Raw genomic sequence first — 23,121 nt, 5'->3', positions numbered from 1 at the left:
GGTTGATGTTATTCAAAAAAGTCAATCTTACTAAGAGCGCATTCATATTATCCCACCTCCATTTTCAGATAAGAACAGAATGAGTGGTTGTGTAATCATTTAACGTAGCTTAAACGAATTGTATATTAACGTATACATAATTGTCAATTGGATATTTTGATATATAATTTTATAATTAATGCAGCTATTTGTGGGCAAGGTGTTGGTTAGCCTATTAAAACAATTGTGGTAGTTCATAATGGTGAATTATTTAAGGTTTAGTATACATTTTTAAAACTCATGTTGATTCTAAAAAATCAAATAATTATTGACATTAATGTATACGTTATCTAGTATATAAATCAATAAGGTGCAATTCTTTCCAATTAACTGAAAAGATGAAATAAACAAGGAGGAAGAACAAATGAGTGAAACAAAAAGAATTCGTTTAGCGGTGATTCCTGGTGATGGTATTGGTACGGAAGTGGTTGAAGCCGGTCTTAGAATAATTAATCATTTGGCAGAAGCATCTAATGGTAAGTTTGAATTTGAAAGCGATTTCTTTCCGTGGGGCTGTGAATATTATTTAGAGCATGGAAAGATGATGGAAGAAGGTGGAGTTGAAAGACTAAGAGGGTATGATGCTATCTATTTTGGTGCTGTTGGATTTCCAGGTGTGCCAGATCATGTTAGCTTGTGGGGATTACGTTTAGCAATTTGCCAAGGATTCGATCAGTGGGCTAATATCCGCCCTATCGAATTTTTACCGGGTGTTCCAAGAAGGCTAAATCATCCAGATGTTGATTCGCTAAACTGGGTCTTAATCAGAGAAAACTCCGAGGGTGAATATTCAGGTATAGGCGGTCGTAATTTCTCTGGACGAGGTCTTGGCAAAGAAGTTGCTGTTCAATCAGCTTTATTTACAGAGCACGGATGCGAACGTATTATCCGTTATGCCTTTGATCTGGCTCGTACGCGTAAAAGAAAAAAAGTAACAAGTATCACGAAAAGTAACGCGCAGCAATATGGGATGGTGCTTTGGGATGAAGTGTTTTCACGTGTGAGTAAAGATTATCCAGATGTAGAGACAGACCAGTGGCTTGTTGATGCAGCGGCTGCACAATTTGTATTGAAACCGGAAGAGCTGGAAGTAGTAGTCGCATCCAACTTGTTTGCGGATATACTATCAGATTTAGGTAGTGCTCTAGCGGGAAGCTTAGGATTAGCTGCCAGCGCTAATATTAATCCGGAAGGGAACACGCCGAGTATGTTCGAGTCAGTTCACGGCTCGGCACCTGATATCGCCGGTCAAGGAATATCTAATCCAATCGGTGCTATTGGAAGTGCTGCACTAATGCTGGATCACCTAGGATTAAATGAGGAAGCAGAACTTATCAATAAAGCAATTGCAGAAACGACACGTCAGGGGATTCTTACTCGAGACCTTGGGGGAACATACAACACGGATGAGATCACGGATTCTATTATAGAAAACCTTTCTAAAGTGAAAGCAGAAATTTAAGAAGAAAAGGCTGTGGATTTCTTGGGATCCATAGTCTTTTTTCTATAAGGATTTACACTGCATTAATAACTATCGCATTACAATTTGAGATGCTTCTGCTGTTGGTTATGATATATTTTAAACAACATGAACAATCATAATGGAATAGGTGAATAATATGAAAAAGATTCCAACCGAAAAAGATAAAGAAAAAGATGCTTCCTTAAGTGATACAAGTGTCGAGAAAGAAATCTCTCTCCTCATCAATAATATAGAAGGCCTTGATGAGTACCGTTTGCCTCAAAGAGCCTATCAGATTGTTCGGCTATCTATCCGCGATTTAATTCTTCGTCCTGGAACAACGATTTTAGAAAGAGAAATGGCTGAAGTATTACAGATGAGTCGTACACCGGTTAGAGAAGCGCTTGTGCGTCTGGAAACAGAAGGCATGGTCCGGCTTGTACCTAGACGGGGGTTCATAGTGAAGCCGATCGAGACAGAAGATCTCGAACAGATATATGAAATTGTGGAAACGCTAGATGGTCTAGCGGTAAGTCTAGCTACTGAAAAGGTTGGGGAACTAGAGATAGGTGAATTGGAAAGGTTGATTGAACAACAGGAACAGGCGCTTGAGCAAAAGAATCTAAAGCAGTGGGCAATATTAGATGATGAGTTCCATCATCTAATTATCGATTATGCGAGAAACAAGCGACTTAGAGCAGTTATAGATACTCATTCGGATCAGCTATATAGAGCGCGTTTATTAACAGTAGACGACCGTCCGCTTCCTTTTCACTCAATAGTTGAGCATAAGGCTATTGTAGCGTGTATGAAGGCGAAAGACGGTAATGCAGCTAGTGTTTTGATGCAATCGCACAGGAATCGTGCACGTAATGAAATACTCGGCGTGGTTGAAAATCTAATACAAAACTGATGTATAGTTTACTCTGAAAAAGGGTGAAAGCTGAAAAAACCTGCAACTTTTCAGGTTTTTTGTGTTTCTTTTTCCTTCTTAGAGAATAATGAGCTTAGACTTTTTGAGAGTAGTTATAACTGTTATAACTACTTTTCCTGTTCTTTCTTATAAGCTAACGGTGTCATACCTACAGATCTACGGAACTTAACAATAAAATAACTGGTACTATTAAATCCTACTTGATAACTTACATCTGTGACATTTGTACTTGTATTCTGAAGCAGGAGCAGCTTTTTTGAATATGATAATCAGTTACATAGCTCAAAGGAGATAGTTTTACTATTCGCTGAAAATAACGACTTCTCAGATCGGCTTATTGCCCGGCTTTAGACTCAAGTGGAAGATATAAATAGAACAGTTCATAATATCCTTTCCTTAGCTACAATCTTCTATGTGTTAGGCTATTATTGTTTGGAAAGTCTTTATAGACATAATCTCACCAGAACTAATAATCTTCTAAAGTGCATATTCACTTGTCAAAACTTAATCTTTAGATTAAATGCATTCCACAGTAAGGGCAATTATTACTATTACATTATAATAATAGGTATTTGTTATATCACATGCTAAAATAAGGTGTTGAGCATATATAGACTAAGGAGATATAGTAATGGCAATCGAGAAAAAACTGCAAGTAGCAGCAGATAAAGATTTACATGAATTTCTTTGTGACAATATAGATCAATTGAATGATGAATGGTTTGCTGGACTTACAAAGGCAGAAGGGGTTTATGGTTCTGATGATCAAGCAGTAATAGACGTTTTAAAAGAACAAAATAGAGATTTCCATGTGCGTTTTTGTAAGTTGTTTGATCCTGAAAGTCCTCTATCTTACGAATTATTCGAAGAATGGATAGTGGAGATATCCAAAGATGAGCAGCATTTAATCACGCCGATTGAAGATATTATAGATGAATTTAATAGAACGGAAGCATTGTATTTAGAGCTTTTAGATGGTTTTGTAGCAGAACATGATTTATGTGGTAAAGAAACACTTAGTTATACGAGGAAAATAACAAGCGCTTTTAATCAGATCATTGTCTGGTTTACTAGAGAGAATGCAAAACAAGCTGAATTTAAATTAGCTGCACAGCAAGCAATGATCTTGGAGCTTAGTACGCCAGTGATATCATTGACTCCAGAAGTTGCGCTGCTGCCCCTAGTAGGTGATATTGATACGAATAGGGCTAAGTATATGATGGATAATGTTCTATCGCAATGTGCGAAGTTGGGAGTAGAGTACTTATTTATCGACATGTCAGGTGTGGTAATTATTGATACAATGGTTGCTCATCGTATATTTAACATAGTCAACTCTTTGAAGTTGCTTGGTGTAGAAACTATTTTGTCTGGAATAAGACCTGAAATAGCACAGACTGCAACGCAATTAGGGATTGGTTTTGATGTTAAAACTACACATTCTTTGAAAGCTGCAGTAGATCGATATATATTGAAGTGAGACAGACAGAAACTCTCCATTTTCGTTTAATGAAAAATGGAGAGTTATTTTTTTACTTTATATTGAATTGCTTCATTTAAAAGTGCTATGTCTTCTGTAATATGTTTTTTTATAGATTCATCTGGACATCTGTCGAAATCATGCATTAACCTGGCGAGTTCCCTATAAATTAATTTTTTTTCATTTAAGTACACGTCTTTGCTGTCCCCCTCAACTAAACTACTTTGCCCGATATTTCTTTATCCTAAACCTTTATTTCTAATTGAGGGAAACATTACATATTCAAAAACAGTCACAAATAAAGCAACTCAATCTGATTATGAGAAAGATTGAGTTGCTGCATTTTTCGATAAATTAATTAGGTCCCACTACAGAATGCGGTACATAGGCTTCTTCGAGAAAAGCAATATCTTCAGCAGTTAGCTTAACTGATAGAGAACCTACAGCATCTTCGAGATGGGATATTTTAGTGGCACCAATAATAGGTGCTGTTATTGTTTCTTTTGATAGCAGCCAGGCAAGTGCAATATGGATACGAGGGACATTATGTTTTTCCGATATCGCTGCTACTCGTTCTACAACTAATCGGTCTGCATCAGCAGTTGCATCGTATTTGGATCTTTGAATTTGATCTGTTTTAGAACGATGAGTTGTTTCCGACCAATCACGTGTCAGTCTTCCTGATGCAAGCGGACTGTAGGGAGTCACACCAATTTTTTCTTCTTTACAGAGAGGCAGCATCTCCCGCTCTTCTTCACGGTAGAGAAGGTTGTAGTGATTCTGCATCGATACAAAGCGTGTCCAATTATTTTTCTCTGCTACGTGTAATGCTTTTTGGAATTGCCAAGCATACATGGCAGAGGCGCCAATATATCTTGCTTTTCCGGCTTTCACCACATCATGCAATGCTTCCATTGTTTCCTCAATAGGGGTATTGTAGTCCCAGCGATGGATGATATAAAGGTCTATATAATCTGTACCTAGTCTCTTAAGGCTTTTATCAATTTCACTCATGATGGTTTTTCTGGAAAGACCCGCACCATTAGGGCCTTGATGCATACGTCCATGGACTTTTGTTGCCAGCACAACCTCGTCTCGATTGGCATAATCCTTTAAAGCACGTCCTAGGAATTCTTCACTAGTTCCCATTGAATACACATTAGCAGTATCAAAGAAATTGATTCCAAGTTCAAGTGCTTTTTTAATGATAGAGCGACTCTGCTCTTCATCAAGTACCCATTGATGAATCCATTTTTCTGCATCACCAAAGCTCATACAGCCAAGACATAATTTAGATACATCCAAACCTGTATTTCCTAGTTTTACATATTCCATTTATATCATCCTCCCTTTATCGCTCGTTCATTGTAACCTCTTTCATTGTCTCATAATTTCTATATGAACTATAAACTCATTTGTCTCAAATCTTTGCCTAATACTATCAAAGACCTTTCTAGCTGAAAGAATATCAATTAAAATAAACTAAACTTAACCGAAGGAGAAGACGAATAAGAGATGATCAGTGATTACGACAAGCAGCAAGAACTAGGCAAGCTTATTAGCAAGTATACAGATTCAGACGGTGTTCATCCTACATCTATAGAATCGTTATTTCTTATCCGTGAATCCACTATCAGTGAACCTGTCGCTAGAGTTAACGAAATTTCTTTTTGCATTATTGTCCAAGGAGAAAAGGAAGTATTGCTGGGGGAGGAATGCTTTAAATATGGACCGGGAAATTTTATTGTGGCATCAGTAGAGCTGCCAGTAACCGGGCAAGTAATTAATGCAACATATGATTTTCCCTATTTTGCCCTTAAACTTGAATTTACGCCTAAGGATATAGTAGAGGTTTTACATGAAACTGGTATACGATCTGGAAAGAGACAAGATACGAAAAGAGCCATGTTTATCGGTGAGTCAGAGTCTTCTTTATTGGATGCGGTAATTAGGTTAGCTAGTTTGTTAGACAAACAAAAGCATATTCCAATACTAGCCCCGCTATATAAGAAAGAAATATTGTATTGGGTTTTGCAAGGTCCAAATGGGGATGCACTGCAACAAATGGCTGTAGTAGGCAGTAATACTATGAGAATTAGAGATGTAATTGAATATATCATTAGTGACTTTGAAAAGTCATTTCGAATAGAAGATTTAGCGGATATAGCGAATATGAGTGTGTCTTCACTTCATCGGCATTTTAAAGAGGTGACTGCTATGAGTCCAATTCAGTTTCAAAAACAGTTGAGATTACAGGAAGCCAGGCGTTTGTTAATGGCGGAGTTACCCGATATAGCTGAGGTCGCATTCCAAGTGGGGTATGAAAGTCAGTCACAATTCACTCGCGAATATGCCCGCATGTTTGGAGTTTCACCCAGAGCGGATATGAAGAGATTAAGAGAGGAGCTAAAAGAAAATGTTTGATGTAAGGAGCTACTTTAAAGTTAAAAGAGGCTGTCGATATTTTCTGGACAGCCTCTGTTTAAGATTGTTATATAATTGAATTTTACCAAGGTTGGCTTGTTGGTCCAATTGTGAATTCATTGATGTTTGTATCTTCTGGCTGATCCATAGCAAACGCTACAATATTGGCAACTCGATCAGGTGTGATACCGTATTGTTCGTACAATGCAGTCATGCCTTCTGAAGTATTTTTATCTGTTATAGTATCCAGTAATTCTGTATTGATTGCAGCAGGGTAAATAGTTGCTGTGCGGATGTTAGTGCCTTCTTGAGCAGATTCCATACGCAGAACTTCCATTAAATCACGGACAGCCCACTTTGTTGCACCATAAACAGCACCGCCTGGGTAAGCTTTAAGCCCAGCTACTGATGAAGTAGTGATAATATGTCCAGATTTCTGAGATGTAAATGTTGGCAATACTGCTGCGATACCATTCAATACACCTTTAATATTAACGTCAATCATACTGTTCCACTCATCCGTTTTTAATTCGGAAAGTGGTGAATTAGGCATCAGTCCTGCGTTCAAGAAGATTACATCAACACCACCAAAAGTGTCATTCGCTAATTGAACAAGCTGATGACTATCATCTGGATTAACTACATCTGTGACGCGGTAAACAGCTTGACCGCCAGATTGTTGAATTTCCTCTTTCAATGCTTTTAATTTGTCTTCACGGCGAGCACCCAAAACTATTTTGGCTCCTTTGCTAGCCAATAATTTTGCAGTTGCTTCCCCAATTCCAGATGATGCTCCAGTGATTATAACTACTTTGTTTTCGATTGTCATATTTATTCCTCCCTTACTGAATACAATAAGCCTACAACTTAGAGCCGACTCTAAAGCAAGGGGAAATACTTAAAAAAGTTTATATCGGATTTGCTTACATCAATAGAAAAAGAGGCCCCCGTAATTTTTGATAGTACGAGGGCCTCTTCTTTTATTAGTAATGGGGAATTTCTATTTTGTCGTTCTTGTGTATTTCCTCGGTTCCAGCATCTAATGCTGTTTTATAATATAAACATTTATGATCGATGAGTTCCATCGTTTTCTTTAATTCTGCTATCTGCATATCCACAACGGCTTTTCGTTCCATAAACATGTCGAATCGTTGTTGAAGGGTGGAATCGCCATCCGTACACCAATCGATAAATGTCTTTATTTCTTTAATCGGCATACCAGTTGATTTCAAGCATTCAATCACTTTTAAAGCGGCAATATCGGATTCTTTAAATAATCGCTGGCCGCTTTCTTTGCGTTCAACATAAGGCATAAGGCCTTCCTTGTCATAGTAACGCAAGGTATAAGCGGTGACATTTAATTCTTTTGCAACTTCACTGATAGAAAATGTCTTCATCGTATTCCTCCTATTCCATGATTATTTAGCCTTTAAGTTATCTCTATAAGTGAGGAGGATTTTATCATAGGATTTACTAAACGTCAAAGCGACATGATTGAGTTATATTTTTTTAAAAAAATATTCACTTGACTTAGAGTTGACTCTAAAGATTAGAATTGTAAGCGAGAGAAGGAAGGATGGAATTTGTCCAGTTGTATTCTCTTAAAATCATAATCTTATGGAGGATTTTAAAATGGTAATCGCTAAAGCACGAGCTGTTGACGGTCCAGATAAATCTTTTCGAGCTGCTGAAATTGAAAGACGTGATCTTGATTTACATGATGTTTTAATCGAAATTAAGTTTGCCGGGATTTGCCACTCTGATATACATACTGCTCACGGCGAGTGGGGAGCAGTAAACTATCCGCTTGTACCAGGACATGAAATTGCGGGAATCGTTACAGATGTGGGTTCCGAAGTTACGAAGTATAAGATCGGTGACCGAGTAGGCGTCGGATGCATGGTTGACTCATGCGGAGAATGTGAGAATTGTGTAAAAGGTGAAGAGCAATATTGTCATAAAGGAAATATTCCTACTTACGCTGGCGTGGATAAATACGGTGAACCTACGCAAGGCGGCTATTCTTCCCATATCGTCGTAACGGAAGAATTCGTTGTAAGTATCCCCGATAATATTGAACTTGATGCTGCAGCTCCATTGCTTTGCGCTGGTATTACGACATTTTCTCCACTAAACCACTGGGGAGCTGGACCAGGTAAAAAAATTGCGGTCGTTGGTTTAGGCGGTCTAGGCCATATGGCTGTCAAGATTGCACATGCTATGGGTGCTGAAGTGACTGTTCTTTCCCAAACATTGAAGAAAAAAGAAGATGGTTTGCAATTCGGTGCAAACAACTACTATGCAACAAGTGATCCAGAAACATTCGACAAGCTTGCAGGAACTTTTGACTTAATCATTAACACAGTAAGTGCAAAGATTGATCTTAATGCATATCTTTCCTTACTGAATCTTGATGGCACAATGGTAAATGTCGGCGCTCCAGCTGATCCGTTGTCATTAAACGTGATGTCTCTCATCGGTCATCGTCGCTCGTTTGCAGGTTCGTTGATCGGAGGCATTCGTGAGACGCAAGAGATGTTAGAATTCTGTGCAGAACATAATATTGCTCCGGAAATTGAAGTGATAGCTGCTGATGAAATTGACGAAGCATATAAACGTGTTCTTTCTTCAGATGTAAAGTATCGCTTTGTTATCGATAACAGTACGTTGTAAAATATTTAACTGCCAATCTCAAAGGATGTCCCATTTTTCAGCTTTTGGGCCATCCTTTTTTATACGAAGTAAGTACATGTTTCAGCATGGCATAGTTAGTAATGAGACTATTGAAACTTTTTGAGGAAGGTGGAAATGATGCTGGTCACAAAGATAACAGTGAACCTTCACCGAGGATTGCAAGCAAGGAACACTGCAATATTTGTTGATAAAGCGTGTTCCTTTACTAGTGATGTGATTCTTTCTAAAAGCGGAATATCCAGTGATGGAAAAAAGCTTATGAGAGTGATGGATTTGAACGTTAAGGATGGTGACGAAATCATGCTGATGGTACATGGGTGTGATGAGCATGTTACTTTTGACACTTTAAAGAGTTTCCTTTTAGAAAAATAGAACTTTCCAGCACATAAAATAAGAGCTGCATTAGAATTTAAATTAGACCATAGAATCAGTATTAAGCAATACTTCAGGTTATAGCCAGCCTCAAACACAACAGCAAGAGTACATTCTTACAAAAGATGATTGTATAAAAAGGAACGGTTCGAAAACTAAGAAGAGTATTCGTAGCGGTTTTTTTAATGTCTTTGCAGTAGAAGTATCTGTATGATTCACCTTAATACATTATAAAATGCCTTTTATTGGTATGTATAGTTCTCATTCTAAATAAGAATAAAAGGTAACCAATTCTGAGTGATTGAAGTACATTTTATATATCTCAATATTCTTCTAATAGTGCATGGGGAGGATACAGATGAAAAAGACGCTTTATCTAATGAGGCATGGACAAACATTATTTAACCAGAGAAAAAAAGTTCAAGGTTGGTGTGATTCACCACTGACAGAATTAGGAGTCAGACAAGCAGAGACTGCAGGTGAGTATTTTAAAGAGCGTAATATTATCTTTGATGATGCATACAGTTCGACGTCTGAAAGAGCAAGTGACACGTTAGAACTAGTAACAGATATGCCTTATACAAGATTAAAAGGATTGAAGGAATGGAATTTTGGAACGTTTGAAGGGGAAAGTGAAGATTTGAATCCGCCGCTGCCTTATAATGATTTCTTTGTGAAGTATGGCGGTGAGGATCAAAAAGAATTACAAGAAAGAGTTGCGGCTACCTGTCAAAAAATTATGGAAGAAGATAATAAAGTTGTTTTAGCAGTCTCTCATGGAGCGGCATGCAGAAACTTTATGAGGTATTGGGAACATACAAGTGCTATCGTACAGCAAAACAAAATCGGAAATTGCTGCATTTTGAAATTTGAATATGAAAACAAGGAATTTAAATTAGTTGAGATAATTAATCATGACTTTAGTGACTTAATTGGTGGGATTACAATAGTTTCTTAACTCCAATATTACAATCTGGGACACTCCTACGAGTGTCTTTTTAATTTGTTTAATATAATGGAGTCGAATGAGAGGATTAGGCATTTATCTGACAAGAATGGGATACCTGCTTATTAATAAACTAATGCATAATAAGAGAATGGAGTTGTATAAAAAGATACAACATAATGCAAGAAGATTAAGTCAGGAGGATCTCATATGCAAAAAGTAAACTTAAATAATGGTGTGGAAATGCCTATCCTTGGATTTGGAGTTTTTCAAATTCAAGATGAAAACGAATGTGAACAAGCCGTTTATGACGCTATTATGGCAGGCTATCGTCTGATCGATACAGCTGCTTCCTATCTAAATGAAGAAGCAGTGGGCAGAGCAATTAAACGGAGCGGTATAGCTAGAGAAGAGTTATTTATTACTACAAAACTTTGGGTGCAGGATACCGGCTATGAGAACACAAAGAGAGCATTCGCTAGATCTTTGGAAAGACTGCAATTGGATTACTTGGATTTGTATTTGATACACCAGCCATTTGGCGATGTTCATGGATCATGGCGTGCAATGGAGGAACTGTACAAGGAAGGTAAAGTGAAAGCGATAGGAGTTAGTAACTTCCACCCCGACCGTCTAATTGATTTGATCATTCAAAATGAAGTCGTTCCTGCAGTAAACCAGGTTGAAACGCACCCGTTCTGCCAGCAAATAGACAGTCATGATTTCATGAAAGAAAACGGCGTTCAAATAGAGTCTTGGGGACCATTTGCTGAAGGAAAAAATAACATGTTCCAGAACGAGGTCCTAGTATCAATTGCTGAAAAGTATAAAAAATCCGTTGCTCAAGTAATTCTGCGCTGGCTGACACAAAGAGGTGTCGTTGCCATTCCGAAGTCTGTTCGTAAAGAAAGAATAATTGAGAACTTTGATATCTTTGACTTTGAATTAACTGAAGAAGACAATAAAAAAATTGCTGCATTAGATACCAAACAAAGCTTGTTCTTTTCACACCGTGATCCAGAAATGGTGAAGGGGATCAGTACAAGAAAGCTTGATATTTAAGTACATTTGCAAATTTATAAGATAAAGAACTTTAAAACACTTCCTGATATGTAAGGAGCAGAGTCTATAAAAAGCTGTTTTCTATAAGGAAACGGCTCTTTCTTTGTTATTTAACGGCTCTCATAACACAAAAAGACTGAACATAAAAAAGTTTATTTTCAGCCTTTTTTATCAGGTGCTCCATCACTAGTGACACCATAAATGTATATTACTTATTCTTTTGAGCAAGGATAATATAGACGGATTGATTTGCAATTTTTGTTGATGGATAAATTTTATCAACGATGGAAAAGCCAGCACGGAGGATTTGAGATTCCATATCATTAGCAGAAACTCTTGGTCCGCTTGAGTTCTCTGTCTTCTCCAATTCAATACACAAGAATAAGCCTTTGTCTTTTAAAATTCTATTGATCTCTTTCAAAGCTGTTGAAAGGGGTTGAACTTCGTGCAAAGCAATGGAAGCAATAGCTATATCAATAGTATGACTATCTAATGTGATATCCTTAAAGTTTCCTGCTATAGTTTTAATATTTTCAATTCCTTTTCCCTTAGCTGCTGTGTCCAGGTAATTAAGAATATCTTCATCATAATCGAATGCATATACAGTATTAACACGTTCAGCAATAGCGAGAGAAATGTAACCAGTACCTGCTCCAAGATCCAATACATTGTCATCTTTCTTGATAGGTAGGAACTCAAACAATTTATCTGCTGGAAATCTTTCGATATTTTCTAAGTTGCTGATTTTCTTTTGTAATTTTGGATTCATATAAATATCTCCCTTAATCGCGGATAAAGAATATCTATAATAACTATAATTGATGTGCATCTTTTTGTAAATAGTAATACACTACGATTATTTAAAGTGCCTCAACAATGTCTCTAACATGAATTGAACATAAAAAAGCTGCCCTTTGGCAGCGTAGTTGAAAAGTTGGTTATAAGTAAGCTTCGTTCGGATCAGAAGATAGCTCCTCTATAGAAAGAAAATCAAAACGAACAGATTGATTTTTTCCTTGAGGGCTGCATGCAAATATTCCAGCTGAAATTGGAGCATCATCTGGAATGTCCAAATGAGCGATGCGCATTTGCATCCATTCTTCGCCATCCCAGGAGAAGTCCATGTAACAATTTTGACCAATCTTGGATATTCGAAAGTGTAAGTCAATATCTTTATCTTTAACATATTGGGTTGACCAATCGGAGTACCCTCGATTTGTAACAACAGCGCCTAATTTACTTAAACTGGTGCTTATATACTCTAAAGAAGTCTTAACCCATACATCCTTTGAGTAGCGAATCATCAATCCTGCATGGTCATACTTTGCATTTGGCAAAGCTTTAACCTTTGTGGTCATTCTAAAGTTCTTTTCTGTTTTCATATAAAGAAAATGCCCATTGTCATTTTCAAAGCCATAATGTGTTTTTTGCCAGAAATCAGTTTCCGGATCGGTTTCTAAAATTAATTGAGAAGCTGTTGTGTCAATGGACCATTTCTTGGGTTCATTACGCCATTGGAATAAGCTATTTAATTCTCTACTTTCAAATTTCTCTTCTAAAAGTCCTGATTTTACCACTTGGATCCCTCCAATTTCTGCAAGCATTAGGATTTCATTATTATTATACTTTTCCTATCCCTATCTAAGAATAGGGCGATATACTTCTTTAATGCCTTGTCCATTTAATAATGTCTCACTCCTATTTAAAGCTTGATTTTTTAAGTAAGACCCTATAGAATGTAGTGAATTGAATATTGTAAATGTTTTCTAGGGTTCCGCAGCTGCAGCTGGTCTGGTCCGAGAGAAAACTCACAGTATTCACTGTGTCACGGAAGGATAAAAGCCTGGGAGAAACTGTTTAACAGTTACTCCCAGGCTTTTTTTCTTTTCAAGGACATACTAAAATCCGGAGGTGGGAAAATTGAACAAACATTGGTTCATGGTTATTGTGGCAGCAGTATTTGAGGTTCTATGGGTTATTGGATTAAAACATGCAAGTGGTGCTTTGGAATGGATTGGAACTATAATAGCGATCGTGATTAGCTTCTATCTGATGATAAGAGCCGGGCGCTATATACCAGTTGGAACGGTTTATGCTGTATTTGTAGGACTGGGAACAGCGGGTACCTTTTTCTCGGAGATTCTCTTCTTTGGACAGCCATTTGTCCTTAATAAGTTCTTGTTGGTAGCTCTATTACTTGCAGGTGTAATTGGTCTGAAACTTGTTACGAAAGATAAAGAAGCAGAGGGGGCGGAACAGTAATGGCGTGGACATTTTTAATTTTGGCTGGATTGTTTGAGATGTTTGGTGTAGCAATGATAAGTAAACTGCATAAGGATAAAAGCTGGAAACCAGTAGTCCTGCTGATTCTTGGATTTGGTGCAAGCTTTCTGTTTCTTTCTATTGCGATGGGGAGCTTGCCAATGGGCACAGCCTATGCCGTTTGGACGGGAATTGGAGCATCAGGCGGTGCGATAATTGGAATGTTATTCTTTAATGAATCTAAGGATTGGAAACGAATCTTGTTTATCGCTATGGTATTGGGAGCAGCGGTAGGATTGAAATTAGTTTCATAGGAAGTATCTCTGAATTGGGGTTATTCCAATTCGGAGAGGACCTCTTTTCTGGAGTAAGCCGAATCCCACTTTGGGAAAAAAAATAAAAGTGTTATTATACTAAGTAGGAATCAAAATGACGGTTGACGTACTAAATTCTCATGTCATATCTCATCAGGAGCAGGTGATACATTGGGTGATTTAATTCATAGATTGCAAACCAGAGCATTTGAACTAACGGAAGCGCAGCGGAGAATTGCTGATTATGTTGTACAACATCCTATGGAAGTAGCTTTTCTTACTGTCGACAAATTAGCATCAACGGTAGGAACAAGTACAGCTACTATTATGAGATTTTCTGCGGCAGTTGGCTATTCAGGTTTTTCAGAACTGCAGAAAGAACTCCAAGCAAACATGAAGCATAAAGCTGCTCCTCAAACTAGGTTAGAAGCTAATTTAAAAGATGCTAATAAAAGTGAACTTTTACAGCAGCATGTTGAATTGCAATTAGATAATATTCAATATTCCTTAGACAACATTGCTGAAGGTACATTACAAGAAATCATAAAAAAGATAGAAGCATCAAATAACATCCTATGTACCAGTGTACGGAGCGGAAGGCCAGTAGGAGAATACATTGCATTTGGGATAAATAGAATTCTTGGGAACTGCAAATATATTGATGCGGATAAGAGTGAATGGGTTGATGAATCGATCAATCTCACTTCGTCAGATTTAATAATAGCAGTAAGTTACCCGCGATATGCGGAACGAATTGCAAATATGTTAGAAGTAGCCAAGTCCTGTGGTGCTGAAATCGTCCTAATAACGGATAGTTATTCTTCTCCAATAACAAAGTATGCTGATTTTATCTTACCTTGTTCCTCTGCAAGTGCAGCTTCTCATAATTCCATTGTGTCAGCAATTTTTATCGTGGACTATATATTAAGTGCTTTAGCTATAAATTATCCTGAAAGAACTAAGCCGAGACTAGATAAAATCAATGAAATTCTTACAAAAATGAGTTATCACACAAAACGATAATTGTGCGGTAACTCATTTTTATTTTGAATATTTTTATGAAAGCGCTTTACCGGAATGGGATAAAGTGGTATGATCGCACCATCAAAGTAATAATCATTACCTTACTTTAATTATAAGTAATAAATATTACGAGGGGGATTACAGATGGAAACTGTATCGTTATTGCCAATTGATTTTATTGAGCGGGCTAAAAAGCTAAATACGACGCTTCTTGCTGATGTTATGGACTGCACAGGTTCGATGGATTACCGGATCAAACCAGTAAGTTCTGGTATGGAAATTGTAGGTACAGCTATGACAGTAAGCTTAAGACCTGGAGATAATTTATTTCTTCACCAAGCTATCTATTCAGCCAAGAAGGGCCACGTTTTAGTGGTCGATGGAAAAGGACACACGAATAATGCTTACTTGGGAGAACTTATGGCTAGTTCAGCTCAGGCCCTCGGAGTTGAAGGTATTGTAGTTGATGGACTTGTAAGGGATAAAAAAGCACTGCATGAGTTGAAGTTCCCCATATACAGCAAGGGCTTTAATCCGAATGGTCCTTTTAAAGATGGCCCGGGAGAAATAAATGAAGTCATCTCTTGCGGAGGAATCCGTGTAGCACCTGGTGATTTAGTTGTAGGAGATGATGATGGTGTAGTTGTTGTACCTGCCGATCAAATAGATGAAGTGCTTCGTAAGGCGTCAGAAAAATTGTCATATGAAGAAAAACGTCTGGAGGCAATTGCGAAATATTCCCACCAGGAACATCCTGATCCAATGTCTTTAGCGCCAAAATGGTTAGAAAGCAAGATCAAACAATACCAAGAATAGGGGTTGAGAGATATGAAGTTAGGTTTTGTCGGGTTTGGAGAAGCTGCTTATGAAATGGCATTGGGATTGCATAGCGAAGGCATTGATAAATTTTATGCATTTGATGCTCTGTTAGATGAACCCAGTCTCTCCGAACGCATTAGAGAAAGAGCTTCCGAAGCAAATGTAGAGCTTGTGGGAAGTGCTAATGAAGTTTTGGATTTATGTACAATTGTTATCGCTGCAGTGCCTGCCAACAAGACGTTGGAAGTAGCACGTTCACTAACCGATAGCTTTGAGGATAATTTGGTTTATGTGGATGTATCTGCTGCCACTCCTGAAGTAAAGAAACAAGTTGCCAGTGTGGTAGAGGGTAAAGGCTCTCTCTTTGTGGACGCAGCAATGCTTGGTCCATTACCTGTTTATAAACACAAGGTACCAATCTCTGCAAGTGGAAGCGGTACAGATCTATTTATTGAGAACCTAGCGAATTATGGCATGCAAATTACTAAAATAAGCGACAATCCTGGTGATGCTTCAGCTCTCAAACTCATAAGAAGCATCTATATGAAAGGTGTCGTTGGTTTGATGGTTGAGTTTTTAGAAGCAGCCAAGACTTATGGAGTAGAAGAACCAGCCATTCGTTCCATTGACGAAACAATGAATGCCAAGACATTTGTTGAAACAATGAATCGGCTTGTAACAGGTAGCGCACTCCACGCAAAAAGACGCGCGGTGGAATTAAGTGGCAGTATCGAAATGCTGCAAGGATCCAATTTAGATGCGAGTATATCGATTGCTGCACAAAAGAAATTGGAACGGCTTGCTGAATTGAATATTCCAGACAGATATAAAGGTAGCAAGCCAGACACTTGGGAAGAAATCCTTGCGTTGTTAATGAAGGAAAATGAAATATATCACACTTAATTTGTAAGCGTTTTATTTTTTGGTTAGTGTCAAGAGGGAGGGAGAACGGATGACCGGTTTTATTGCGCTGGTAGTGTTCATAGGAGTTATTATTATCTGGAATGTAATAGTAAAGCGCAACATGGGGGAAGCGATGTTTCTAGGTTTCTTTGCCACTGTATTGTTTGGCGGAACAGATGCTCCAAAATTATTTTGGGACGGTTTAGTCTTTGCTTCTACTTATGAAGTTTTATACGCTGCTGTTGCCTTTGTTTTCATGGCTTTCTTAGTTGATCAGCTCAACTTGATTCAAGCTCTTTTACGCATATTCAATTCACTTATCGGAAAGCTGCCAGGTGGTGCAGCTTACATGAGTACGGTAGGTTCTGCTGTCCTTGGTGCTCTCTCCGGGTCCAACTCGGCAAATACCGCGACAACCGGATCAATCACTGCACAGTGGATGATTAGATCTGGATGGAGCCGTGAAACGACGGCGACTATCCTAGCTGGAAATGGTGGATTAGGCGCTGCATTACCACCGAATTCCTCTATGTTCATCATGCTTGGGTTTGCACCAATAGGAGCTGTAGTTGCAGAGGGAGACCTATATATTGCTCTTTTGATTGGCGGCGCATACCAGGTTTTATACCGAATCATTTTAGTATTCTTGCTTGTCAAGAAAAACGGTATCAAGGCTCTTCCCTCAGAGGATATCGTTGGCTTCAGGGAAGCCATTAAGCAAGGGTGGAAATCCATTTTCATATTCTTCGGTGCATTGATTCCGATAATCGTTACTGTTGGTCCGCTTGCGGACGCATTAGCGAACAATCCTAACATTGGACCAGTGGCAATGGATCAGATTTCGTTGATCACTTGGATACCAATTTTAATTATGATCATCAGTCTGATAATCGGGTGGAACAAAACACCAGGATCTCTGGCGAATTGGTCCCGGATGCTATCATCTGCTATCCCGCAGTTTACTACAATTGGGGCGCTCATGTTATTCGCGGTAGCTGCCAGTGAAGTTCTATCACAACTAGGGCTTGCGAATGATTTGAGTCAAATTACATCTTCACTTGATATACCGAAATGGCTGATGGTCCTTATGGTAGGTATATTGGTTACATTGGTAGCAGGGCCGCTATCCTCTACAGCAACGCTTACTGCAGTTGGATTAGTATCCTTCTCAGCTTTAACAGCCGCCGGAGTAGACCCATTGGTGGCAGTAGTAGCTATACTGGCATTCTCTTCAACTGAAGGAGCTTCTCCACCAGCTTCAGGGTCGATATTCATTGCATCCGGACTAGCAGGAGCAAGACCGGAAAAAACATTCATACCGTTAATTTTATATTACATGCTGCCAATTGTAACAATAGGCTGGTTAATAGGAATGGAAATACTTCCAGTATAAAAGGGATAAGGAGTTGGTAATTATGCGAAAGCTTGCAGAACTGTTGTTTAAAGTATTTCTTGTCGCATTCCTAGCATGCGGTACATTGCTGGTGTTTGGACAGATTCTGGGCTTAATCCTGCAAAATGGAGACCTTATCATCCAAAGTGCAGATTGGTTTAAGAATCCCACAATTGTTTTGAGTGCAATATTCAGCCTTGTCGGTTTCTCGTTGAACTACTTGCCAAAAAAGAAAAATGTTAATGAACAAGATAAAAGTATGTCCGGCAGTTGATATAGCATAAAAAAGACCTGAGTTTTCATGACTCAGGTCTTACTATATTTTAAGGTGTATTCTTGGGGAAAAGAGATCTCCCTTTACTTCCGCAATAGAACCTGATCAATAATCCCGTAATCCTTCGCCTCCGTAGCGCTCATAAAATAATCCCGGTCAGTGTCGGCAGCTACTTTCTCGATTGACTGGCCGGTAAAATCTGCAATCATTTGGTTGATATGCTGTCTTTGCTTAATGATTCTTTTAGCAGTTATTTCAATATCGGCTGCCTGACCTCTTGCACCTCCAAGCGGCTGGTGAATCATAATTTCGCTATTTGGCAGAGCAAATCTTTTCCCGGGCGTGCCGGCAAGCAGCAGCATGGCGCCAAAAGAAGCGGCCATGCCTGTGCAAATTGTCTGCACATCCGGTTTGATAAACTGCATCGTGTCAAGTATTGAAAAACCAGCTGAAATTGAACCTCCAGGACTGTTGATGTATAGCGAAATATCCTTTTCGGGATCGTCTGCTGCTAGAAATAATAGCTGCGCTACAATCCCATTGGCCATACTGTCATTAATTTCTTCACTGACCATAATGATTCGATCTTTTAATAGTCTTGAGTAGATATCATAAGATCGTTCGCCAGTATTCGATTGCTCCACTACATAAGGTATTGCTGTCATTACTTACACTCTCCTTTCGTTTTTCATAATTAGAACGAATGTAAAATGACATACGATATGGGCAAAAAAATAACTGCAACCTTAGGCTGCAGCCATGCATAGATTCGAATTTGTTTGAAAGTAGAGCTTGGAAGTACGAAACACATTAGGGAGAATGCGGATCATTTCTGCTGGATCGCCTCTGTTGAGAGTTAATTCTATCAGCTCAAAAAACTCTTCCTGTTCTAAGTTATCCCACGAGCTCCGGACGAGGGGATGTATCGTGTCAGCTTGAATATTTATGCGTCCCCGATGCAGGAGCGCTTTTACAGCTGATTCATTTAATTCGAGCAGATCTGCAATTTCGGCAGATTGATAATGGAAAGCTTCTTTTAAAACAAACACAACCAGCTGCTTTGGAGTAAGTTTTCGCAGTTGCTCCATTTGCTGCACGTTGTCTTGTCTTTCAGCTAACGTTGTATCCTGAATCTCAGAAACAAGCTCTTCTTTCTTTTGTTTACGTATTCTGTCTATCCAGGCGTGATAAGCAATCTTTTTCAACAGACTAACAGGCGGTGGAAAGGTGTCTTCGGGATATTTTATCAGCGTCTTTAAGACTGCCTCCTGCGTTATTTCTTCACTATCCCATTTATTCTTTGTGAGATACAAACAGTAATACGATAACTTATCCATTGTTTCTTCTATCTGTGATTGACGATCAACTTGTTTGGGCTGCTTCATTTTTTCACCCCTTTATTCCTTAGACGTTTTTATCTTTTAGAAAGATACGGGTATTCATTTATTTTACTATAAGAAGATTTCTTACAGGATGCAACAGCTTTGTCAGTCGGAAAAAAGACTCCGCCTTAAGGCGGATACAAGTCCATTCTGCAGATTGTTTTCCGGGTATTTCCATTTGTTTATACTATGAATAACTAATGGAAAGAGGGTTGAAAGAATGGTAGAAGTAGCACCAGTAAGCAAATGGCAGCTGTTTCGCAATCGCAATTTTAGACTCATTTTTATCAGTATGTTATTTTCCGCTCCAGGTTATTATGTGTACTTAATGGGCGCGGAGTGGTTGATGCTGTCCATTACGGATAATCGCTTTTATTTTGGAATGCTCTTCTTTGCAGCCTCCGTTCCTCGATTATTATTCATTGTTATTGGCGGTATAACAGCTGATCGCTTTTCAAAGAAAATAATTTTGCTTCTATCTGACGGTTCCAGGGCAGTATTGGTGGGTATTGTCATCGGACTTTTGCTAATGGATATACTGCAGCCTTGGCACCTGCTGGTTCTGTCTGCACTGTTCGGTGTTTCAGATGCTTTTTCTTACCCAGCAGCAGGGTCGTTATTGCCGGAAGTACTTAAACCGGAAAACCTGCAGCAAGGGAATGCAATGGTTCAGATGACGAATATGATTAGTCCTATTCTGGGACCAGCAATTGGCGGAAGCCTCATTGTGTTAGGTGGCTTTTCAGCAGTATTTACTCTGGCAATAGTCATGTTATGCGCAGCTACGGTGTCTATATCCTTGCTTCGAATCATCTCCCAGGATGAGGAAATTGCTGAAGTGAAAAAATCCCCATTAGAAGATGTGAAAGCAGGTTTTCACTATGTAAAACATAATCCGCTGATCCGGACAATTATGACAGTAAGTTTCTTTATCAACTTTTTCCTGACAGGTCCTGTTTCTTTATCTGTTGCCCTGCTGGCAAAGGATGTTTTCCAAACAAATGCGTTAGGTCTGACAATTTTAGAAGGTGCATTAGGAATTGGATCTCTTATTGCTGCTCTTAGTCTGGTGTTACTAAAAAATCTTAAAAGTCCAGGCCATACAGTAATTTTCAGCTTGATCATCATGAGTGCATTTTTCATCCTATACGGTTCTGCGCTTCATTTCTGGTCTTCGGCTGCAGCTATTTTTGTTATTGGTATATGTCTTCAATTCACCAATATCCCTATTTCAACTATGCTGCAGCAAACAACCGATCGGCGAATGATTGGCCGGGTGATGAGTATCATGGCACTTGCTTCAACTGGCCTAATTCCAGTGTCTTATATGGTAACATCAGCACTCCTTGGAATTGGTATCAGTATTCAGGTTCTCTGTATAACTGGAGGAATTCTTGTGATGATTACTGGAATTTTATGCTTGCGGAATAAACAACTGACTGCATTTAACAGTTATAATAAAGTAGAGCAACAAGAAATGTTATAAGCAGGTGGGATAATATGAAACGAATATGGAGTAATCTTTTTGCTATCGGAATAATAGTGATCGGTCTAGTGCTGATCTTGTCTAACATAGGTGCAATTGATTGGAATTACAGTCAGAGCTGGCATTATCTCTACCCTGTATTCATCCTTTTATTAGGGCTGAAAATATTAATTGATTTCTTGCGGGGAGAAGGAGGATTTTGGTTCGGCATATTTTGTATTCTGTTTGGCGGACTGCTTATCCTTGATCGTTTTGAAGTACTTGCATTTGAATTTAAAGATGTATTCAAGCTTTGGCCGCTTCTTATCATTTACTTCGGATTTAGTCTGCTTCGCTTTGGCAAGAAGGGAAATAAACGTAAATCTAATGTGAATATGGAATGGGAAGCTGGTACTAAAAAAAAGAAAGACAAAAAGAAGTATAAGAAGAACCATAACTATGCAATTGGAGAGCATCGGTTTGAAAGTGAAGGCTGGACAGTTGAACCTACCCAGGTGAAGAATGCTGTAGGGGAGTACTATGTAGATTTTACGAAAGCTCTTATCCCGAACGATGAAATACCATTCCATCTTAAAGGCTGGGCCGGGGAAGTACGGATAATCCTCCCCGATAACGTGGAATTTCGTTTGGAAGCATTGGTTAAGGCTGGGGAGATAAATGTTTTCGGAGAACTTTCAGAGGGCATCAACCAAAGCTCGTATTATGAAACTCCAGGTTATGCAGATGCGACTAGGAAGCTGGATATTTACATCGACTATAAGGCCGGGCGAATAAGAGTGGATCGGATTTGAGGTGACAGTGATGCTAAAAAAACTTAATAGTATTCGATACTCATACATTAAAACTAATTTACGCACATTGTTTCTAAATGCAATTCTACTCCTTGGTATCCTACTGTCTATCTATGTTTTGCTGGAACCTATGTGGCTTAGTGTCCAAGCAATTTTCACGTTCTTTCTCCTATATCTGCTTCTTCATTTTATTACATCCGTTGTTATTGGATTTCAAGACAGTAAAGAAATAAAGGATCGTATGGATTATATGTCTTTGTTCATTACAATGGTTGCTAATGGTAATTATCAAGCGAAGATTGTAGACAACAGCAACGATGAGATTGCCCGAATTGGTAAAGATTTAAATGAGCTGACAGATAAGATGCATACGCAGGTGAAATCGCTTCAACGTTTGGCGGATGAAAAGGCAGAGCTTGCAGAAGGTGCTCACCGAGCAGCAGCAATAGAAGAGCGCCAGCGCCTTGCAAGAGATTTGCATGATGCGGTTAGCCAGCAATTATTCGCGCTTACGATGATGTCAAAAGCCGGCATGAAATTATTTGATAAAAATTCGGAAGCAGCAAAAGACAAATTCACAGAAGTATCTCAGATTGCGCAGCAGGCTCAGACTGAAATGAGAGCATTGCTTCTGCATTTGCGGCCTGTCCATCTTTCAGGAGACTCTTTAAGCAGTGGAGTCAGGAAGCTGGTTGATGAGCTGAAACAGCGTACCCAACTCATTTTTCATATACAGATCGAAGAAACAATGGAGTTGTCTAAATCGGTCGAAGAGCATCTGTTCCGAATTATTCAAGAAGCTCTATCGAATACACTGCGTCATGCAGAAGCAAGTGAAGTAACAGTTGAATTGTTAACGAGGGGAATGGATGTGGCTGTTACTATCCAGGACAATGGAAAAGGATTTGATACGACAGCTATGCAGCAGCGAAAAACATCGTTCGGGTTAAAATCCATGCAAGAACGCTGCGAAGAATTAGGAGGCACGTTTATGCTGCGGGCAAGCGTAGGTGTGGGTACACAAATAGGTCTCCGAATACCAACGAAGTGAAGGAGTTGGA

25 protein-coding genes, 1 pseudogene and 1 riboswitch are annotated in these 23,121 nt (G+C 38.8%); of the genes and pseudogenes, 18 read left to right on the top strand and 8 right to left on the bottom strand.

Annotated elements, in window-relative coordinates; translation table 11 throughout:
* Window positions 1–403 precede the first annotated feature (403 nt).
* Complete coding sequence (locus tag CHH48_RS05195; RefSeq protein WP_095218262.1) at window positions 404–1,501, top strand: tartrate dehydrogenase; 1,098 nt, start codon at window positions 404–406, stop codon at window positions 1,499–1,501.
* A 157-nt stretch (window positions 1,502–1,658) separates the two neighbouring features.
* Window positions 1,659–2,414, top strand: a complete 756-nt coding sequence (locus CHH48_RS05190) for a GntR family transcriptional regulator (protein WP_095218261.1) — start codon at window positions 1,659–1,661, stop codon at window positions 2,412–2,414.
* A gap of 128 nt (window positions 2,415–2,542) precedes the next feature.
* Here CHH48_RS05190 and CHH48_RS05185 read toward each other — a convergent pair.
* A pseudogene (locus CHH48_RS05185) lies at window positions 2,543–2,754 on the bottom strand (helix-turn-helix transcriptional regulator); the annotation flags it as partial.
* Between the two features lie 312 nt (window positions 2,755–3,066).
* On the opposite strand from CHH48_RS05185, the gene CHH48_RS05180 reads away from it, so the two are divergent.
* Window positions 3,067–3,915, top strand: a complete 849-nt coding sequence (locus CHH48_RS05180) for an STAS domain-containing protein (RefSeq protein WP_095218260.1) — start codon at window positions 3,067–3,069, stop codon at window positions 3,913–3,915.
* A 354-nt stretch (window positions 3,916–4,269) separates the two neighbouring features.
* On the opposite strand, the gene CHH48_RS05175 is transcribed toward CHH48_RS05180, so the two are convergent.
* The gene (locus tag CHH48_RS05175) at window positions 4,270–5,250 is read right to left on the bottom strand and encodes an aldo/keto reductase (protein ID WP_095218259.1); all 981 of its coding nucleotides are present in this window, start codon (window positions 5,248–5,250) and stop codon (window positions 4,270–4,272) included.
* 180 nt (window positions 5,251–5,430) lie between these two features.
* Between CHH48_RS05175 and CHH48_RS05170 the strand changes: the two genes are divergently transcribed.
* Window positions 5,431–6,339 (top strand): AraC family transcriptional regulator, encoded by a 909-nt coding sequence (locus CHH48_RS05170; protein ID WP_095218258.1) that lies wholly within the window; start codon window positions 5,431–5,433, stop codon window positions 6,337–6,339.
* Window positions 6,340–6,421: 82 nt separating this feature from the next.
* Here the strand turns inward: CHH48_RS05170 and CHH48_RS05165 are convergent, their stop codons facing one another.
* Both CHH48_RS05165 and CHH48_RS05160 read right to left on the bottom strand, forming a co-directional pair.
* Window positions 6,422–7,168 carry an SDR family oxidoreductase gene (locus CHH48_RS05165; protein WP_095218257.1) on the bottom strand — a complete coding sequence of 249 codons (747 nt, stop codon included), beginning with the start codon at window positions 7,166–7,168 and terminating at the stop codon, window positions 6,422–6,424.
* Between the two features lie 154 nt (window positions 7,169–7,322).
* Window positions 7,323–7,736, bottom strand: coding sequence for a MerR family transcriptional regulator (locus CHH48_RS05160; RefSeq protein WP_095218256.1), 414 nt, complete (start codon window positions 7,734–7,736; stop codon window positions 7,323–7,325).
* Window positions 7,737–7,971: 235 nt separating this feature from the next.
* Here CHH48_RS05160 and CHH48_RS05155 point away from each other — a divergent pair, with 235 nt between their 5' ends.
* The 4 genes from CHH48_RS05155 to CHH48_RS05140 all read left to right on the top strand — a co-directional run bounded on the left by CHH48_RS05155 (window position 7,972) and on the right by CHH48_RS05140 (window position 11,413).
* Complete coding sequence (locus tag CHH48_RS05155; protein ID WP_095218255.1) at window positions 7,972–9,012, top strand: NAD(P)-dependent alcohol dehydrogenase; 1,041 nt, start codon at window positions 7,972–7,974, stop codon at window positions 9,010–9,012.
* 135 nt (window positions 9,013–9,147) lie between these two features.
* Window positions 9,148–9,405 carry an HPr family phosphocarrier protein gene (locus tag CHH48_RS05150; RefSeq protein WP_342747518.1) on the top strand — a complete coding sequence of 86 codons (258 nt, stop codon included), beginning with the start codon at window positions 9,148–9,150 and terminating at the stop codon, window positions 9,403–9,405.
* 358 nt (window positions 9,406–9,763) lie between these two features.
* Window positions 9,764–10,363, top strand: coding sequence for a histidine phosphatase family protein (locus CHH48_RS05145; RefSeq protein WP_095218254.1), 600 nt, complete (start codon window positions 9,764–9,766; stop codon window positions 10,361–10,363).
* A gap of 198 nt (window positions 10,364–10,561) precedes the next feature.
* Window positions 10,562–11,413: an aldo/keto reductase gene (locus tag CHH48_RS05140; protein WP_095218253.1), complete on the top strand. Its 852-nt coding sequence runs from the start codon at window positions 10,562–10,564 to the stop codon at window positions 11,411–11,413.
* Between the two features lie 208 nt (window positions 11,414–11,621).
* On the opposite strand, the gene CHH48_RS05135 is transcribed toward CHH48_RS05140, so the two are convergent.
* Both CHH48_RS05135 and CHH48_RS05130 read right to left on the bottom strand, forming a co-directional pair.
* Window positions 11,622–12,182 (bottom strand): class I SAM-dependent methyltransferase, encoded by a 561-nt coding sequence (locus tag CHH48_RS05135; protein ID WP_095218252.1) that lies wholly within the window; start codon window positions 12,180–12,182, stop codon window positions 11,622–11,624.
* Window positions 12,183–12,351: 169 nt separating this feature from the next.
* On the bottom strand, window positions 12,352–12,990 hold the full coding sequence (locus CHH48_RS05130; RefSeq protein WP_095218251.1) for a DUF1349 domain-containing protein: 639 nt from the start codon (window positions 12,988–12,990) through the stop codon (window positions 12,352–12,354).
* A 178-nt stretch (window positions 12,991–13,168) separates the two neighbouring features.
* Window positions 13,169–13,265, top strand: a riboswitch (guanidine-I (ykkC/yxkD leader).
* A gap of 68 nt (window positions 13,266–13,333) precedes the next feature.
* Here CHH48_RS05130 and CHH48_RS05125 point away from each other — a divergent pair.
* The 7 genes from CHH48_RS05125 (at window position 13,334) to CHH48_RS05095 (ending at window position 18,401) form a co-directional block, all read left to right on the top strand.
* Entirely contained in the window at window positions 13,334–13,675 is a 342-nt protein-coding gene (locus tag CHH48_RS05125) for a DMT family transporter (protein ID WP_095218250.1), read from the top strand.
* Window positions 13,675–13,989: a DMT family transporter gene (locus tag CHH48_RS05120; protein ID WP_095218249.1), complete on the top strand. Its 315-nt coding sequence runs from the start codon at window positions 13,675–13,677 to the stop codon at window positions 13,987–13,989. The genes CHH48_RS05125 and CHH48_RS05120 overlap by 1 nt, the downstream gene beginning before the upstream one ends.
* Before the next feature lie 171 nt (window positions 13,990–14,160).
* Window positions 14,161–15,012, top strand: coding sequence for a MurR/RpiR family transcriptional regulator (locus tag CHH48_RS05115; protein ID WP_095218248.1), 852 nt, complete (start codon window positions 14,161–14,163; stop codon window positions 15,010–15,012).
* A gap of 144 nt (window positions 15,013–15,156) precedes the next feature.
* Window positions 15,157–15,828 carry an RraA family protein gene (locus CHH48_RS05110; RefSeq protein ID WP_095218247.1) on the top strand — a complete coding sequence of 224 codons (672 nt, stop codon included), beginning with the start codon at window positions 15,157–15,159 and terminating at the stop codon, window positions 15,826–15,828.
* Between the two features lie 12 nt (window positions 15,829–15,840).
* Window positions 15,841–16,734, top strand: coding sequence for a DUF1932 domain-containing protein (locus CHH48_RS05105; protein WP_095218246.1), 894 nt, complete (start codon window positions 15,841–15,843; stop codon window positions 16,732–16,734).
* Between the two features lie 49 nt (window positions 16,735–16,783).
* Window positions 16,784–18,127: a TRAP transporter large permease subunit gene (locus CHH48_RS05100; protein WP_095218245.1), complete on the top strand. Its 1,344-nt coding sequence runs from the start codon at window positions 16,784–16,786 to the stop codon at window positions 18,125–18,127.
* A 22-nt stretch (window positions 18,128–18,149) separates the two neighbouring features.
* Window positions 18,150–18,401: a hypothetical protein gene (locus CHH48_RS05095; RefSeq protein WP_095218244.1), complete on the top strand. Its 252-nt coding sequence runs from the start codon at window positions 18,150–18,152 to the stop codon at window positions 18,399–18,401.
* A gap of 83 nt (window positions 18,402–18,484) precedes the next feature.
* On the opposite strand, the gene clpP is transcribed toward CHH48_RS05095, so the two are convergent.
* Together clpP and CHH48_RS05085 are read right to left on the bottom strand one after the other, a co-directional pair.
* On the bottom strand, window positions 18,485–19,066 hold the full coding sequence (clpP, locus tag CHH48_RS05090; RefSeq protein WP_095218243.1) for an ATP-dependent Clp endopeptidase proteolytic subunit ClpP: 582 nt from the start codon (window positions 19,064–19,066) through the stop codon (window positions 18,485–18,487).
* An 81-nt stretch (window positions 19,067–19,147) separates the two neighbouring features.
* A complete protein-coding gene (locus CHH48_RS05085) occupies window positions 19,148–19,786 on the bottom strand; it encodes a sigma factor-like helix-turn-helix DNA-binding protein (protein ID WP_095218242.1) in 639 nt (212 codons plus the stop codon).
* 217 nt (window positions 19,787–20,003) lie between these two features.
* Here CHH48_RS05085 and CHH48_RS05080 point away from each other — a divergent pair, with 217 nt between their 5' ends.
* Genes CHH48_RS05080 through CHH48_RS05070 form a run of 3 tightly spaced genes read left to right on the top strand, consistent with a single transcriptional unit; the run spans window position 20,004 to window position 23,111 of the window.
* On the top strand, window positions 20,004–21,269 hold the full coding sequence (locus tag CHH48_RS05080) for an MFS transporter (protein WP_095218241.1): 1,266 nt from the start codon (window positions 20,004–20,006) through the stop codon (window positions 21,267–21,269).
* Window positions 21,270–21,283: 14 nt separating this feature from the next.
* A complete protein-coding gene (gene liaF / locus CHH48_RS05075; protein WP_095218240.1) occupies window positions 21,284–22,060 on the top strand; it encodes a cell wall-active antibiotics response protein LiaF in 777 nt (258 codons plus the stop codon).
* 10 nt (window positions 22,061–22,070) lie between these two features.
* The gene (locus tag CHH48_RS05070) at window positions 22,071–23,111 is read left to right on the top strand and encodes a sensor histidine kinase (protein WP_095218239.1); all 1,041 of its coding nucleotides are present in this window, start codon (window positions 22,071–22,073) and stop codon (window positions 23,109–23,111) included.
* Window positions 23,112–23,121 lie beyond the last annotated feature (10 nt).

The organism is Terribacillus saccharophilus, from assembly GCF_002272075.1.
GTDB classification, from domain to species: Bacteria; Bacillota; Bacilli; order Bacillales; family Amphibacillaceae; genus Terribacillus; species Terribacillus saccharophilus_A.
The sequence above is the reverse complement of the archived record's forward strand: the minus strand, read 5'-3'. Positions and strand labels throughout refer to the sequence as shown.